At 72.8% G+C, this 15,022-nt stretch carries 14 protein-coding genes; 10 read left to right on the top strand and 4 right to left on the bottom strand.

The genetic code is table 11. The annotated features are described in order from the left end of the window. Window positions 1-40 precede the first annotated feature (40 nt). Window positions 41-640 carry a TIGR03086 family metal-binding protein gene (locus tag HHX35_RS08215; protein ID WP_182898224.1) on the top strand — a complete coding sequence of 200 codons (600 nt, stop codon included), beginning with the start codon at window positions 41-43 and terminating at the stop codon, window positions 638-640. Here the strand turns inward: HHX35_RS08215 and HHX35_RS08210 are convergent. Further along, window positions 616-2,049 carry a S9 family peptidase gene (locus HHX35_RS08210; protein ID WP_220505119.1) on the bottom strand — a complete coding sequence of 478 codons (1,434 nt, stop codon included), beginning with the start codon at window positions 2,047-2,049 and terminating at the stop codon, window positions 616-618. The genes HHX35_RS08215 and HHX35_RS08210 overlap by 25 nt on opposite strands. Before the next feature lie 79 nt (window positions 2,050-2,128). Between HHX35_RS08210 and HHX35_RS08205 the strand changes: the two genes are divergently transcribed. The 5 genes from HHX35_RS08205 to HHX35_RS08185 all read left to right on the top strand — a co-directional run bounded on the left by HHX35_RS08205 (window position 2,129) and on the right by HHX35_RS08185 (window position 7,350). Further along, window positions 2,129-2,692, top strand: a complete 564-nt coding sequence (locus HHX35_RS08205; RefSeq protein ID WP_182898223.1) for a helix-turn-helix transcriptional regulator — start codon at window positions 2,129-2,131, stop codon at window positions 2,690-2,692. Between the two features lie 134 nt (window positions 2,693-2,826). Continuing rightward, window positions 2,827-3,261 carry an ester cyclase gene (locus HHX35_RS08200; RefSeq protein WP_182898222.1) on the top strand — a complete coding sequence of 145 codons (435 nt, stop codon included), beginning with the start codon at window positions 2,827-2,829 and terminating at the stop codon, window positions 3,259-3,261. A 90-nt stretch (window positions 3,262-3,351) separates the two neighbouring features. Continuing rightward, the gene (locus HHX35_RS08195; RefSeq protein ID WP_310738953.1) at window positions 3,352-3,951 is read left to right on the top strand and encodes an RNA polymerase sigma factor; all 600 of its coding nucleotides are present in this window, start codon (window positions 3,352-3,354) and stop codon (window positions 3,949-3,951) included. Then, window positions 3,944-4,918 carry a CU044_5270 family protein gene (locus HHX35_RS08190; protein ID WP_182898221.1) on the top strand — a complete coding sequence of 325 codons (975 nt, stop codon included), beginning with the start codon at window positions 3,944-3,946 and terminating at the stop codon, window positions 4,916-4,918. The genes HHX35_RS08195 and HHX35_RS08190 overlap by 8 nt, the downstream gene beginning before the upstream one ends. 260 nt (window positions 4,919-5,178) lie before the next feature. Then, window positions 5,179-7,350, top strand: a complete 2,172-nt coding sequence (locus tag HHX35_RS08185; protein WP_182898220.1) for a glycoside hydrolase family 6 protein — start codon at window positions 5,179-5,181, stop codon at window positions 7,348-7,350. A gap of 14 nt (window positions 7,351-7,364) precedes the next feature. Here the strand turns inward: HHX35_RS08185 and HHX35_RS08180 are convergent, their stop codons facing one another. Beyond that, window positions 7,365-9,821 carry a DUF6185 family protein gene (locus HHX35_RS08180; protein ID WP_182898219.1) on the bottom strand — a complete coding sequence of 819 codons (2,457 nt, stop codon included), beginning with the start codon at window positions 9,819-9,821 and terminating at the stop codon, window positions 7,365-7,367. A gap of 87 nt (window positions 9,822-9,908) precedes the next feature. Beyond that, a complete protein-coding gene (locus HHX35_RS08175) occupies window positions 9,909-10,883 on the bottom strand; it encodes a lytic murein transglycosylase (RefSeq protein ID WP_182898218.1) in 975 nt (324 codons plus the stop codon). Window positions 10,884-11,050: 167 nt separating this feature from the next. Between HHX35_RS08175 and HHX35_RS08170 the strand changes: the two genes are divergently transcribed. The 4 genes from HHX35_RS08170 (at window position 11,051) to HHX35_RS08155 (ending at window position 14,005) form a co-directional block, all read left to right on the top strand. Then, entirely contained in the window at window positions 11,051-12,178 is a 1,128-nt protein-coding gene (locus HHX35_RS08170; protein ID WP_220505118.1) for a ThiF family adenylyltransferase, read from the top strand. A gap of 98 nt (window positions 12,179-12,276) precedes the next feature. Continuing rightward, window positions 12,277-12,420, top strand: a complete 144-nt coding sequence (locus tag HHX35_RS08165) for a hypothetical protein (protein ID WP_182898217.1) — start codon at window positions 12,277-12,279, stop codon at window positions 12,418-12,420. A 37-nt stretch (window positions 12,421-12,457) separates the two neighbouring features. After that, complete coding sequence (locus HHX35_RS08160; RefSeq protein WP_182898216.1) at window positions 12,458-12,775, top strand: DUF6879 family protein; 318 nt, start codon at window positions 12,458-12,460, stop codon at window positions 12,773-12,775. Window positions 12,776-12,796: 21 nt separating this feature from the next. Then, entirely contained in the window at window positions 12,797-14,005 is a 1,209-nt protein-coding gene (locus HHX35_RS08155) for a hypothetical protein (RefSeq protein WP_182898215.1), read from the top strand. Here HHX35_RS08155 and HHX35_RS08150 read toward each other — a convergent pair. After that, window positions 13,990-14,874, bottom strand: a complete 885-nt coding sequence (locus HHX35_RS08150) for an NAD-dependent epimerase/dehydratase family protein (protein WP_182898214.1) — start codon at window positions 14,872-14,874, stop codon at window positions 13,990-13,992. The genes HHX35_RS08155 and HHX35_RS08150 overlap by 16 nt on opposite strands. Between the last annotated feature and the right edge of the window lie 148 nt (window positions 14,875-15,022).

Genomic DNA, 15,022 nt, shown 5'->3' with positions numbered 1-15,022 from the left:
AGCATATCGTCTGCACTCGCCTACGAAAACTGGAGGAGAGATGGACATCCGGGAGCTGGACCGGCGCGCCGTGCGGGCGAGCGTCGAAGTGGTGGCAGAGGTGCGTCCCGGCGACCTGGAGCGGCCGACGCCCTGTGCGGGCTGGACCCTGGCCGACCTGCTCGCGCACATGACCGCCCAGCACCTCGGCTTCGCCGCCGCGGCGGAGGGCCGCGGGGCCGACCTCGACGTGTGGCGGGAGCGGCCCGCCCCCGACCCCGTCTGGGCCTACGCCGCGGCGGCCGAGCGCGTCACCGCCGCGTTCGCGGCCGAGGGGATGCTCGACCGCGGGTTCGTCCTCCCCCAAGTGGGGGTGGACGCGCCGTTCCCGGCCGTGCACGCCATCGGCTTCCACTTCATCGACTATCTGGTCCACGGGTGGGACGTCGCCCGCGCACTGGGGATCGCCTACGCTCCCGACCCCGACCTGGCCGAGGCCGCCTGGCCGATCGCCCTGGCGGTGCCGGACGGCGACCACCGCGAGAGGCCGGGCGCCGCCTTCGCGCCGAGCGTGCCGGCCGCCCCGGAGGCCTCCCGCTTCGACCAGATCCTCGCCCGTCTCGGCCGGACCCCCGCTCACGGGAGCAGCAGGCCCCAGTAAAGGGACCACGGGAGGAACACGGCGCCGCCGGCGAGCAGGAGCCCGAGACGGACCCGTTCGCCCCTCGTCCCGGCCCGCCGCCACGCCCGGACGGTCCGTACGGAGGCGGCCACCGTGGTCAGCGCCAGGGCCTGCAGGGCCAGCCAGACGACCGGACGCCCGAGCAGCACCGGCCCCGGCGCGGCCAGCTTGCCTCCGGTCATGAGCAGGTAGAACAGGAAGGCGAACGACCCGAGCACCGCCACCGGTCCGGCGGCGCTGAGCACACGCGGCGCGCCCGGCAGGGCCCTACGGGACCGCCCGCGCAGCCGGCGGACGAGGGCGGTCACCGGGTAGGCGGCGAACGCGGCGATCAGCAGCAGCATCACGGCCAGCTGCACCGGGGCCGACTCCCACGGCGCCGGACGGTCCACCGGCACGGTGGGCGTCGCCTGCTCGGGCGCGGGGCCCGAGGTGCTCGACAGCGGCGGCCGCCCCGAGACGACCTCCCGGACCCAGGTGCCGACGAGGTCGGCGTACCCGGGCGCGAGGGCGGGAAGCCGGGTGACGCCGCCGTCGGGCGTGAGGTGGGCGGCATGGTCCGCCCCGGGGAAGAACCGGAACGTGTAGTGCCGGTTGCCGCCCTTCTCCAGCGCCCGCGCGAAGATCGGCGGAGTCTCCTTCGGCGGCGTCAGCAGGTCGTGGACGCCCCAGATGGCGAGCACCGGCTGCCGCACGGCGGAGAGGGTCGGCTCGGGGTCGTACCAGGGCTCAGGGAACATGCCGCCGTCCGCGATCACCCGGTAGAGGTTCGGCTCGGCCCGGTCCACCAGCGATCCCGCGACCCGCGCCTTGCGCAGGCCCGCGGCGACGGCCCAGGTCTGCTGCCGCAGCGGCGCGAGCGCGTTGGCGCCGACGACCACGACGAACGCGACATCCCGCGAGCGGGAGGCCGCGAGGGGCGCGACCCATCCGCCCTCGCTGAGCCCCCAGACACCGACCTTCGCCGGGTCCACACCCGGCTGCGACCGCAGCGCGGCCACCGCGCCCAGCGCGTCGTCCGCGAGCGCCGAGTAGGACCGGTGGAAGGTCGAGTAGCCCTCCGACCTCTTGTCGTAGACGAGCACGGACATGCCCCTGCGGGCGAACTCCACGGCCTCGCCCATGAGTTTGGCGCGCGGCGTGCCGGTGCCCGCCCCGTGGACGAGCACCATGCCGGGCCGCCCGGGTGCCGCCTTCAGCGGCGACAGCACGGTGCCATGCAGAGTGAGGCGGCCGCCGCCGGGGAAGCTCACCTCCCTTCCGGTCAGGTCGGCGGGAACGGCGACCGCCTCTCCGGCGGCGGGGGACGGCGGGGCGGCGGAGGCGGCCGCCGCGGGGGCGGCCATCAGGGTGAGAACGAGGCCGAGGGCCAGGGCGATTCGACGCATAGTGCCGAAACTAGTCTGCAGAGAAGTCTCGGCAAAGGCTTCTCTGCAGATATCGTTCTGGAGGACTAGGGTGATCCTCATGAAGGACGAGGAGCCGTTCCTGCTCGACGATCCGGCCCGCCTCAAGGCGCTGGCCCACCCCATGCGGCGGCTCATCCTGCGCCACCTCAACATCCACGGGCCCGCGACCTCCACCACGATCGGCGAGCTGCTCGGCGCGAAGACCGGCACGACCAGCTACCACCTGCGCCAGCTCGAGAAATACGGCTTCATCGAGGAGATCCCCGAGCGTTCTGGCGGCCGGGAACGCTGGTGGCGCAGGACCGAGACCCCACGCGACATGCGCGCGCCGGCCCCCGCACAGCTCGCCCCCGAGGACCGCCCGGCGCTGGAGGAGTTCCACCGCGTCGGCTTCGAGGAGGATCGGGCGCTCCTGGAGCGCTTCCCCGAGGCCTACCGGCGCGATCCCGACTGGGCCAAGGGCTCGCGCGGGCTCGGCCGGATGACGAAGGAGGAGTTCGCCGAGTTCTTCGACGCCTACGTCGCGCTGCTGCTCAAGTACAGCCACCGGGCGCAGGACGCGCCGCCGGGCGCGCGGCCCCTCCACATACGGATGTTCGCCCTCCCCGCCGACGAGTCCTGAGTCCCCACGGACTCACACGGCCCAGCCTGTGAGCTGGGTTATCGTGAAAATGCTGCCGATGTCCGGGCGTCGCCATGCCGGTCACGGCGCAGGCGCACCATACGGCCGCTCTCGTCGGGGGAAGGGAACGTCCGATGTCCGAAGTGCTCCGTGCCGTGGACAAACTGAGACAGGCCATCAACCGCCATGACCTCGACGCCCTGGCGCAGTGCTTCGACGAGCGGGCCGTTCTGGTGGCCCCCGACGGCATCGCCGAGAACCGGGAGGAGATCGCCTCCTATTACGGCGAGTGGATGGATGCGTTCCCCAACATGATGATCACACCGCAATCGGTGACCATGTTCGGGGACACGGTGGCGGCGGAGTTCACGATCAGCGGTACGCACAAGGGGCCGCTGCTCGTCCCCGGCGGGGACGTGCTGGAGGGCACCGGGCGGTCCATCCTCGTGCGCTCGTGCAGCTTCTCCACCGTCGAGGACGGGCTGATCCTCAGCCATCGGCTCTTCTACGACCAACTGGAGATGGCGGCCCAGATCGGCGGCTGCCTCTGCTTCGGCGGCGGCTCGTAACGGGCCACCGCTCGGGAAGGCTCCAACCGGCCGCGAACTCGTTCCCCCTCATCGGGTGAAAGCGGGTAGCCGGATGGATGGAGCCCCCACGTGATCCCCGAAGCACCACCCGACCGCGTCGACGACGCCGAGCTGATCAGGCGGTCCCGGCGCGACCCCGAGGCCTTCGCGGACCTGTTCGACCGGCACGCCTCAGCGCTGCACCGGTACGTCGCCCGCCGTCTGGGCGCGTCCCTCGCCGACGACGTCGTCTCCGACACCTTCCTGACCGCCTTCCGCAAGCGCGAGCGCTACGACCTGACCCAGCCGGACGCGCGCCCCTGGCTGTACGGCATCGCCGCGAACCTCATCGGACGGCACCGCCGTACGGAGACCCGGTTCTACCGGGCGCTGGCGAGGACCGGGGTGGACGAGGTCGCCGAGCCGTACGCCGACCGGGTCGACCAGCGGGTGTCCGCGCAGGGCACGCAGCGCGGTCTGGCCGAGGCACTGGCCGGGCTGTCGGCGGGTGACCGGGACGTGCTGCTGCTCGTCGCCTGGGCCGACCTCACCTACGAGGAGATCTCCAGGGCCCTGGACATACCCGTCGGGACCGTGCGCTCGCGATTACACCGGGCGCGGACGAAGACCCGCGCGGCGCTCGGCGGCGGCAACCCCATCGCGACAAGTGAGGAGCCCCTCCATGGATGACCTGCGACTGCTCCGGGAGATGCGCGCGGAGGTGCCCGAGCCGGGCGCCGAGTGGCTGGTCTCCGCCAGGGCACGACTGCTGCGCCGCGTCCGCACCTGGCACCTCCCCCGGTTCGGCCGCCGGCTGCTGCTCGCCGGGGCGCTCGGCGGCGCCGCCTCCGTCGTGATCGCCACCCGGCGGGACGGGCCCGGCGTCGTCGCCCGGTCTCCGGTCGTACGGCTCGACTCCGCGACCGTGCTGCGGCAGGCGGCCGAGGTCGCCGAGTCGCGGCCGCGCCCGGCCGTGCCCCGGCCGGACCAGTGGCACTACACCAGGACGCTGGACAAGCAGGCCAACGACGCTCCCGGCTCCCCCGGCACGACGCAGGAAGGCTGGATCCGCTACGACGGGAAGCAGGCCGCCGGCTACGGAGAGGACGGCCGGATGCACGTCAGCGACGTGCCACCGGACCCCGGCGACGACGACCTGTCCCCCCAGCAGTACGACGCGAAGCTGCGCCGCCTCCCCACGGACCCGGACGACCTGCTGGCCCACGTCAGCGGCGACCGGCACTGGATCGACCTGCCGGTCGAGGAGGGTGTGAAGAAGAACGCCGAGCCCCCGGACGCGCGGGCCTTCCGCGTGATCTTCCTCTACCTCGAACGGCACGTGGTCATGCCGCCGAAGCTGGAGGGCGCGATGTTCCGGGCGCTGATGAAGATCCCCCGTGTCGTGGTCGAGAAGGACGTCGCGGACGCGGCCGGACGGCGCGGCCTGGGGATTCGCTTCGACTGGGGTGGCGATCCTGACGCCCTGAGCTACCACATCCTCGATCCCCGCACCTACCGCTACCTCGGCAGCCGCATGGTGTGGCTGCGCGACGAGTACATCCAGGGCGATTCCCGGCCCGCCTTCCGGGCGGGCTCGGTGTGGGCGACCGCCCTGCTGGCCTCCGGCATCGTGGACCGGCCCGGCCGGCGGCTCTGACCGCGCCGGAGCCGAACCGGGCCCTGCCGCGCGCTGAATATTTCACGGAATTCGGCGCCGACCGGCAGATCTCGTACGGCGTTTCCCGAGGTGCCGCACGATCCCGGCGGATTTGGCACGGAAAGGCATATTTCCACTTCCGCGGATCGTGTACATGAGCCGGGCGATTGCCGAGTCTGGGGAGCGTCGGCCCTCACGCGCGAACCGGAACGGGCGCCGGCACGCCAGAGCAGGTCACCTCACCCTGGAGACGATCGCCCATGCCCTTCGGCCACCATCGGTTCGTCCGCAGGATCCTGACGGCCGCCGCGGCGGTCGTCCCCATCGCAGCACTGGCCGTGGGGGGACCGGTCCTGGGCGCGGCGTCCGCCGACGCCGCCGTCACCTGTCAGGTGACCTACGCGAGCACCCAGTGGGGAACGAATTCGGGCGGCTTCACGGCCGGGATCACCGTCAGGAACACCGGCGATACGCTGACCGGCTGGAAACTGACGTTCACGTTCCCCGGCTCGCAGAAGCTCACGCAGGGCTGGTCGGCCCGGTGGACCCAGCTCGCCGACCACGTCACCGCCCAGAACGAGGCATGGAACGGCACGGTGGCGTCCGGCGGGTCCTTGCAGCTCGGATTCAACGGCACCTGGACCGGCAGCAACCCGCCGCCCACGGACTTCGCCTTCAACGGCGTGCCCTGCCAGGTCATCGTACCGGGCACGTCGCCGAGCCCGTCCGCAAGTCCCAGCACGAGCCCGTCCGCCAGTCCCAGCGCGAGCCCGTCGCCCGGTCCGCTGCGGATCGTCATCGAGCCCAAGACGGTCACCGTACCCGAGGGAGGCACGGCGAGCGTCCAGGTGTGGCTCAACCGCAGGCCCGAGGGCACGGTGCACATCGGCACCGGCAACGTGTCCGGCGACAAGGACCTGACGATCGTCACCAGCCCGACCTTCACCCCGGACGACTGGAACGTCCCGCAGCCCCTCACCGTGGCCGCCGCCGAGGACGACGACGCGGTGAACGGCAGCGCCACCTTCGACACGCGCAGCAGCCAGGCCACCGCGCCCAGCGCCGTGCTGTGGACCGCCACCGAGCAGGACGACGACATCGCGGGTCCGTCACCGAGCCCCAGCCCGAGCGTCACGCCGAGCCCGGGCGGGGACGTGCCGGTGGACAACCCGTTCATCGGCGCCAAGGGGTACGTCGACCCCGACTGGGCGGCCGACGTGGAGTCCTCCGCCGCGAAGGTGGACGACGCGACCGCGCAGAAGATGCGCGGCCTGGAGAAGACGCCCACCGCGGTCTGGCTGGACCGGATCGCGGACGTCGGCGGCGGCTCCGGGGTCGCCCGTACGCTGAAGGACCATCTCGACACGGCGGTCGAGCAGGGTGCCGGATACATCACGCTCGTCCTCCACGACCTGCCCGACCGGGACTGCCGGTCGCGCGTCTCCGACGCCGAGCTGCACGAGCAGGAGAACGGCCTCAGCCGCTACAAGGCGGAGTTCGTGGACCCCGTCGCCGCCCTCCTGGCCAGGCCCGAGTATCGGAACCTGCGCGTCGCGGCCGTCATCGAGCCGCGGGCCCTGATCGACCTCATCGTGGGAGGCGCCCTGGACACCTATCCGTGTGACCAGGCGGCGGGGTCGGGCGTGTACATGATGGGCATCCGCTACGCCCTCGACAAGCTGTCGCCCCTGCCCAACGTCTACACCTACCTGGACGCGGGCACCGCGGGATGGGCCGGCTGGGAGACGAACTTCACCGCGCTCGCGACCCTCATCACCGAGACCGTGCGCGGCACGACGGCGGGCCTGAACAGCCTCGACGGCGTCGCCACGAACGTCGCGGACTACGTCCCCCTCGAGGAGCCCTTCCTGACCGGCCCCGACCAGACCGTGGCCGGCCAGCCGATCAAGCAGAGCAGGTTCATCGACTGGAACCCCTACCTGAACGAACGGGACTACGCCGTCGCGATGCGGAGCGCCCTGATCGCGAAGGGCTTCCCCGGCTCGCTCGGCGTGGTCGTCGACACCTCACGCAACGGCTGGGGCGGACCGGCCCGGCCCACCGCGGCGAGCACCTCCCTCGACGTCAACACCTTCGTGGACCAGAGCCGCGTCGACCGGCGTCCTTCGCGGTCCGCCGAGTGCAACCAGAACGGCGCGGGGCTGGGGGCCCGGCCGGTGGCCGCGCCCGTTCCCGGCGTCGACGCCTACCAGTGGATCAAGCGGCCCGGCGAGTCGGACGGCGTCGGGGGACCGCTCCTGCCCGAGGGCTCCGATCGGCTGATCGACTACAGGTGCGATCCCAAGGGCTCCCTCACACCCTGGTCGAACGGTTTCCGGCCGACCGGCGCCCTCCCCGACGCGCCGCTGGCGGGCGACTGGCACCACGAGCAGTTCGTGATGCTGGTGAACAACGCCTACCCCGCTCTCTGAGCCCGCGGCGCGTCCTACCTGTCCACGCGTCCCAGGAGCACCTGCGCGTCCGCGCTGATCGGCGCCTGGGCCGAGGTGTCCACCTGTGAGGTGATGTCGATGCCGTTCCTGAGCTGACTCCACAGGCCGAGGACGGCCGCCGCCTGCGCGACGATGAGCGCGATCCCGCTGCCCGCCGTACCGAGCCGGTAGACGACGGCCACGGGGGTGAGCCGCGACGCGAGGCCGCCCGGGCGGGTCTGAAGGGTCCGCGCGTCCATGAGGACGGCGACGACGGTGAGCACCAGGAACAGCAGCAGCACCCGCACGAGCGAGCCGCGCACGGGGGCCTGGCCGATGACGTTGTTCAGCACGGCGTGGGCCCCCGTCGCCGCGGCGTACGCGAGGACCGGCACGACGCCCTTGAGATAGCCGCGCCTGCCGGGCAGGCGACGCCACAGCGCGCCCAGCACGAAGCCCGCCACCGGCCAGATCAGCAACCCGCCGATCAGGTCACCGGCCAGGCCGTAGAACCCGTTGGGATCGCCGAGCCGGTCGAGCCAGCCGTCGTGCCCCCGGCTGTCGGTGCTCCACGTGGCCCAGATCAGGAACACGGCGGCGGGCGCGCCCACGAAGGACGCGTACCGGGCGGCGAGCCGCGCGTTCGCCCACCACGACGCGCCGGGGCCGCGCGACAGCGCCACGTCGAGCGGGCTGAGCCCGTCCTCCCTGCCGGGATCGAGGCCGATCTCCACGCGGAGCCGGCGGATGCGGTCGACGACCGGCCCGATCTCCCTGGTGTGTTCCTCGTCGTCGACCTCCCCCGCCGCCCAGCGCCGCCGCAGCCCCTTCTCCCTCGCCTCCAGGTCCCGGCACTCGTCCACGATCATGGCGAGCCGGCGGCGCGACACGCCCGGGTCGGCGACCTCGGCCCGTCGCGTCAGCCGCAGCAGCAGGGGCAGCGCGGCCAGCCCCACGAGCCCGGCGAGCGGAAAGGGCATCCCCGCGTACGTGTTGAGCCACCTGATCGTGCCCACGACGAACAGGAACACCAGGAGCCACACGGTGGACGGCCCGACGGAGTCCGTACGCCGCCCGTGCAGGCGGAGCAGCAGCAGAAGCAGGAGCACCACCAGCGGCCACATCAGATAGGCGAGGCCGCGCAGCAGGAAATAGGGCGACGTCGCCTCGTCCGGCAGGCTGCCCGTGGTCCGCAGGCCGACGACGGCCGCGTGGGCCACGTAGGCGAGGGTCAGCAGCGCGAGGCCGGGGACGCTCCAGCACAGCAGAACGCGCACGGCCCGCGGCGTCCTGCCCCGCACACGGGCGGCCCGGACCGCGATCGCCCACGCCGCCCCGGTGAGCAGCAGCGCGGTGGCCACCGCCGACGCCGCCCACAGGGGATCCCATGGCGCGGAGTGAAGGGCTCGTGCGGCCAGGATCGCCAGGCTCCCGGCGACGGCGAGCACCGCGCCGGCGAGCAGGGGGACTCCCCGCCGGAGGCCGGTGCGCCACAGCCCCCACACCGCCACGCAGAGCGGCGCCCCCACCACGAGGATCGCCAGCGTGTCCAGCACACCGATCAGGGCGGCCAGGAACAACGTGCCGGTGAGCCCGCCCACGACCAGCATCGCCTCCGCCGCCGTGATCATTCCCAGGGCGCCGAGGGTGATCCGGATGAGGACGCGCTCGTCCCGGTCGGCCGAACGCCGATGGAGCAGCACGAGCAGCCCGGCCAGCAGCAGGTAGGGCAGCGTGAAGCCCAGACAGGTCGCGACCATGAGCACGTGCTGGCCCCGCAGTTCGCTCCAGCGCTGGAACGCCGCGCGCGGGGACAGCGGCAGAGCGACCTCGACCCGCGGCGGGGCGGCGCCGTCCCGCCAGACGTAGGTGCCGCCGGGGAGCACCTCCGACGGCAGGGGCGTCACCGTGCGCGCCCGGGACTCCGGCGTCTTGACGACCACGGTCCGCCAGCGTGCCCCGGTCAGTCCGGACGGCATGGCCCCGAGCCCGGGCAGCAGCGTGACCACCCGGGTCCCGCCGGACTCGCGGCTCGACCACAGCCCGGCGGATTCCCCGGCCCCCTGGACGCCGTACAGGTCAAGACGGGTCTCCCGCGTGCTCTGGACCACCACTTCCGCGCCGTCGGCCGACATCGTGACGCTCGGCGTGCCGCCGTCCGTGCCGCTGTCCGGGAGCAGGCAGCCGGCGGCGCTCCCGTCGCCGAGCAGGGCGGCGGCCCCCGGCCAGTCGCGGGGCACCCCGACCCGCGTCGTGCTCGTCATGACGGGGGTGTCGTGGCCGCGTTCCGCGACGGTCACGGACGTCTCCACCCAGGAGGAGCGGGGAGGCCCGAACCCGCAGACCAGGTCGTCGGCGAGCGCCGGGCGCGGGTTCAGTGCCAGCAGGCCGAGCACCGCCGCGATGAGGAGCGCGGCTGCACCGAGCAGCGCGATGGGCTTCGTTCCGGCATCCGTCGTCAGCCGCCGCACAACCGACCTCCCATACGCGATCGATCCCCCGAAGGATGAGTCGCATGGAAAGCGGCATTGGTTACGGATTCGGCTGCCACCCTGTCGTCAGGGGCCGGTCAGGCGGCGCTCACCCTTCGTCGTGATCACGTAGACCTGCCAGGTGTAGTAGGCGTAGTAGTTCCTGATGTCCCGCTTCATCTGGCGCGCGTGCAGCAGGACCGCGTCCACGTACGCCTGGGAGTGGTTGTAGGCGTACAGCGCGCGCCGGTAGTCGCCGGGCGCGCCCGACGCGCGGAGGTAGTTGGCCGCGGCGAGCAGGGCGTCACCGGTGTCGTCGATGTCGCCGCCCATGCCGTACGCCTTCCAGGTGCCCGGCATGAACTGCATCGGTCCCTTGGCGCCCACGTAGCTCGGCGAGCGCACCCGCCCGAACTTGGTCTCCACGAGCATCACCGCCGCGAGCACCTCCCACTCGACACCGAAGCGGCGCTCGGCGCGCCGGAAGTCGGCCAGCAGGGCGTCGGCGGGTTCCGGCGACTCGACCTTGATCTTGATCGGACCGCTGACGGGATGGGCGAGGGAGAGCAGGTCGCGGATGGCCGTCACGTTGTCCCGCGCCCGCGCGGCCATGTCCTTCGGCAGTTTTCCGTAGGTGCGGGACGCGACCGTGGGATTGCGGGCGAGATGGCGGTAGACGCGCTGCTCGTACAGGGACAGCAGGACCACCGGCTCGGGAGCCTCCCCCTTCGCGGGGTCGCCCGTACGCCTCCAGTCGTCGATCGCGTCACGCAGTCGCCCCGTCGTACGGGTGAGGGCGTCGGCCAGCCGCTTGGGGTCCTTGGGGATCGCCTCGTCCGGCGCGGGCAGGTCCTGTGCGGGCGGCTCCGGCGTAAGCCCCTCGGAACTCGCGGAGGGTCGTCCGGACGCGGGCAGGGTCACGCTCTCGCGGGGAGCGACCGAGGCGGCCTCGCCCGCCGAGCCTCCGCATCCCGAGAGCGGGACGACCACGGCGGCGAGCGCGGCGGCCAGCATCGTGCGGCGCGGCATCGGCGGTGAGATCACGGCAGGCTGATCGTTCATCAGCACCAACGTATGCCCAGCGGTGACGTTCCATGCCCTCTTCGTGGCGGAGCGGCGCCCCGCGAGAGCCGGCAGAGGAGGCGGGAACGTTTTACGGCCGACCACTTTTTCCCTTCTGCGGAATTCAGTGTTGACTCGCACAGTTATCGCCCAGTAATCGTCATCACGTGCGACTGCCCCGCGTGAAATTCGAGCACCGGCCTCACCGATACGAGGACGGCACCATTCGCATCGGCGGCGAGATTTACGGGATCGCCGCCGAAATCGCGGACCCGTACGGCTGGGCGTGGACGGCCCTCACACTGATGGACGGCACCCGTTCTCTCGACGAGATCGCCGAGCGGCTGCGTCTGGCCCATCCGGAGCTGCCGGACCCCCCGTCGATCGTCGAGCAGCTGGCCGCCACCCGATACGTGGAGGACGCCGCGGCGGTGCCGCCCGCCGGGCTGAGCGAGCGCGAGCTCGACCGCTACAGCAGGAATCATGCGTTCTTCCGCACGGTCGACGTCGTGCCGCGCGGCCACGGCTGGGAGACCCAGCTCCGGCTGAAGTCCGCGCGGGTCGTGGTGCTCGGCCTGGGCGGCACGGGCTGCCACGCGGCCTGGGCGCTCGCCGCCGTCGGCGTCGGCGCGATCCACTGCGTGGATCCCGACCTGGTCGAGCTGTCCAACCTCAACCGCCAGGTGCTCTACGGCGAGGACGACGTCGGGCGCCCGAAGGCGGAGGCGGCAGTCGCCCGGCTGCGGACCGTCAACTCCGACATCTCCGTCACGGGCGAACGCCGCCGCATCGGCAGCAGGCGCGAACTGGACGACCTGATCGCGGGCTACGACGCGCTCGCCCTCTGCGCGGACCGGCCCACCGGGCACGGCATCCGGGTGTGGGCCAACCGCGCCTGCGCCGCCGCGAACATCCCCTGGGCGGGTGGCGGATACAACGGGCCGCTGGTCACCGTGGGGTGTTTCGCGCCGGGAGCGGGCGCCTGCTACGAGTGCCTGAGCAGCGGCGAGGAGGCGCGGCGCCGCCCCGGCACGCCCGTGCACCTCGGCGGGCCCGGCGTGATCGCCACCTCGGCGGGCGTGTCCGGCCAGCTCGTCGCCCACGCGCTGCTCGGGCTGCTGACCGGGGTGCCCGTGCCGCCGGTCGGCACCATCCAGGGGGTCAACCTGATCGCCGGGGACCACCACGTGTGGGTCCGGCATCCGCCTCGCCCCGGCTGTCCGGTGTGCGGGACCCGGGCCGGCGGATCAGAGCACAATTCAATGCGACGAATGACCGAAATCGACGCCGGCTGAATGAACAAAAGAAAACCTTGACTGCCTCCGGCCAGCGGACGAACCTAGAACAGGTTCTAGCGAGAACATCCATGTCCCCTCCCCTCCAAAGGAATCGGATGAACACGAGGAACCGGATGAACACGAACGAGCACGAGACCGAGCCCGTCGACGAGGCCGTCGTGCCGGTGAAGACGAAGATCACCATCCGGCTGCTCGACAAGATCGAGACCACGACCAGCAGCAACAGCGTCGGCAACTGAAGAAACGGCGGTCGCGGCGCGCGGGGGTGCCCCAGGGGTGACGCGGGGCCGCCCGCACGCCGCGCGGGAGCTGGAGCGCCCCGCGCCGCTGCCCGAGATCGTCGTGCTCGGCCCCGCGCTGCTCTACGAGGTGCGGTACGACGAGATCGGCGCACACGTGGGCGCCCGGCGGATCACCGATCCCGCCCTCGTCGGTCCCTGCCTGGCCGCGATCAAGGAACTCCACGGCCGGGGAGAGGACGTGCGGGCGTACGTCGAGCGGGAGGTCGCCCCGCTGCCGCCGCCCGTGATCTCCGAGCGGACGCGCGACCTCCTGCCCGGCTGCTCGCACCACACCGGGACCGTCCGCCACTGACTCCGCGTCTGGAGGCCCACGTTGGGAGAGGCGAGCGTGGTCCGGCTGCGCGAACTCGCGTTCCGGCAGGACGGCTCCCAGTGGATCGTCGGCCGCCCGGACGGGGACGCGTTCGTCGCCGTGCCGTATGAGGGGATGCGGGCCATCAGGCTGCTGTCGGCGGGCGCCACGGTCGAGGAGACGGAACGGCGGCTGCGTGCCGAGACCGGCGCCGATTTCGACGTCCACGGCTTCGTCCGCGCCCTGGGCGAGCTGGGTTTCCTGGACGAGCCCGGCGGGACGGCCGCCCCCGCCGCGCCGCCGACCTTTCCGTGGCTGCGCCCGCAGCACGTGCGGTGGACGTTGCACCCGCTGGTCCACCTGCTGGTCGCCGGCCTGATCGCCGCCGGGATCGTGACGGCGGTCACGCGGCGGGAGACGCTGCCGGGCTGGCGCGACCTGCTGTGGAGCGAGCGCGGCACGCTCGTGCTCGCGTCGCAGATCGCCGTCGGCTGGATGCTGGTCTTCCTGCACGAGATGGCCCACCTGTCGACCGCCAGGGCCGCCGGGGTGCCGGGCAGGATCCGGCTCGGCACCCGGCTGCAGTTCCTGGCCGTCCAGACCGAGGTGTCCGGCGTGTGGCTGGCCGCGCGGCGCGTCCGCCTGACGGTCTACCTCGCCGGGATGGCGACGGACGCGGCGGCCTGTTCGGCCGCGCTCCTCCTGACCGCCGTCCTGGGGCGCAATCCCGCGCTCTCGCTGGTCGCGCTGACCTCGCTCGGCATGCTGGCCACGCAGTTCCTCGTGTTCATGCGCACCGACGTCTACTTCCTGCTGCAGGACCTGAGCGGGTGCCGCAACATGTACGGCGACGCCTCCGCCTACGCCCGTCACCTGGCGCTGCGGCTGCTGCGCCGTCCCTCCCCCGACCCGCTCGCCGGGCTGCCGCAGCGGGAGCGCCGCGCCCTCAGGGCGTACGCGGTGCTGCTGGTCGCGGGCACCGCGGCCTGCCTGGGGGTGGCGTTCGCGGTGACGGCGCCGGCGACGCTGACGCTGCTGTGCAGGGCGATAGGCGCGCTGGTCGCCCCCGCCGGCCCGCTCGCCGAACTGGACGCCGTGGCGGTGCTGCTGTCCGCGGTCGCGTTCCAGGTGCTCTGGGCGCGGGCCTGGTGGCGCAGGCACGGCCCGCGCGTACGGCGCGCCCTGCGGCGCCCGAGAACGGAACGAGCCCCCGATCAGGACCGCGCGTAGGAGCCGGTCGTCAGCTCCTCGATCAGTCCGGGCCGCTCCGGAGCCCATCCGAACAGCCGGCGCGCCCGCGAGGCGTCCATCGGCGACGAACGGGTCAGCGCGTGGACGGCCGGCCCCAGCGCGGCGACCGCCTGCTCCAGCGTCAGCGACACGGCCTGGGCGCCGGTCAGGCCGGCGACCGCCTCGGCGATCCGCCGGATCGGGGTCCGCTCGGCCGAGGCGGCGTTGACGACGGCCCCGGGCTCGCGGTGCTCGATCGCGGCGACGTACAGCGCCGCGAGGTCGTCGACGTGCACCGACGACCACTCGTTGGCGCCGTCGCCGATGTAGGGCACCATCCCGTTCTGCCGGCCGGCGCCGATGAGCCCCTGGAGCAGGCCAGACCCGCCGCGTCCGTAGACCAGCGCCGCCCGGATCACCGTGCCCGCCACGTGGCCGGCCGCCAGGACCTGCCGCTCGCCGAGGACCTTGTAGGGCTGCGGCGACGTCTCCGGGGTGACGGGGTGGTCCTCGGTCACCGTGGCGCCCTGCCGGTCCGGGTAGACCAGTCCCGTGCTGGTGTAGACGAACGCGCCACCGTCGTGCAGGCCGTCCAGCAGCGCCGCGAGGGTGTCGCGCTCGATTTCGCCCATGTCCGGATTGGCGTAGTCCACGGCGGTGTGGACCACGGCCTCGGCCGCCGCGGCGGCGCCGCGCAGGACGTCGAGGTCCCGCAGGCTCCCGGGCACCGCCTTGGCGCCCAACCCTTCGACCCGCTCGCGCGCCTTGTCCGAGCGGGCCAGGGCGACCACCTCGTGGCCGGCCCTGACGAGGTGCTCGGCCACGACTCCGCCGACGTAGCCGCTCGCACCGGTGATGAAGATCCGCATGATCGTGTGCCTTCCGTGAGGTCGGGTGACCGCGGCGCGTCCGTGTTCGCCGCCGGTCGGTGCCAACCCCACCGTCGCCCGGGGCCGTCCCGCACAACCAGGGACCAGGAGTCCATGGCTGAGCGGTCTCTGCAGCCGATTTCCGACG

This window comes from Microbispora sp. H10830 (genome assembly GCF_014161375.1).
GTDB classification, from domain to species: domain Bacteria; phylum Actinomycetota; class Actinomycetes; order Streptosporangiales; family Streptosporangiaceae; genus Microbispora; species Microbispora catharanthi.
Note: the sequence above shows the minus strand (reverse complement) of the source record. Positions and strands in the feature narration are given on the sequence as shown.

Coding starts and splice junctions, on each gene's coding strand:
- HHX35_RS08215 (WP_182898224.1), top strand. CDS start 41: ATGGACATCCGGGAGCTGGACCGGCGCGCCGTGCGGGCGAGCGTCGAA.
- HHX35_RS08210 (WP_220505119.1), bottom strand. CDS start 2,049: ATGCGTCGAATCGCCCTGGCCCTCGGCCTCGTTCTCACCCTGATGGCC.
- HHX35_RS08205 (WP_182898223.1), top strand. CDS start 2,129: ATGAAGGACGAGGAGCCGTTCCTGCTCGACGATCCGGCCCGCCTCAAG.
- HHX35_RS08200 (WP_182898222.1), top strand. CDS start 2,827: ATGTCCGAAGTGCTCCGTGCCGTGGACAAACTGAGACAGGCCATCAAC.
- HHX35_RS08190 (WP_182898221.1), top strand. CDS start 3,944: ATGGATGACCTGCGACTGCTCCGGGAGATGCGCGCGGAGGTGCCCGAG.
- HHX35_RS08185 (WP_182898220.1), top strand. CDS start 5,179: ATGCCCTTCGGCCACCATCGGTTCGTCCGCAGGATCCTGACGGCCGCC.
- HHX35_RS08175 (WP_182898218.1), bottom strand. CDS start 10,883: ATGAACGATCAGCCTGCCGTGATCTCACCGCCGATGCCGCGCCGCACG.
- HHX35_RS08165 (WP_182898217.1), top strand. CDS start 12,277: ATGAACACGAGGAACCGGATGAACACGAACGAGCACGAGACCGAGCCC.
- HHX35_RS08150 (WP_182898214.1), bottom strand. CDS start 14,874: ATGCGGATCTTCATCACCGGTGCGAGCGGCTACGTCGGCGGAGTCGTG.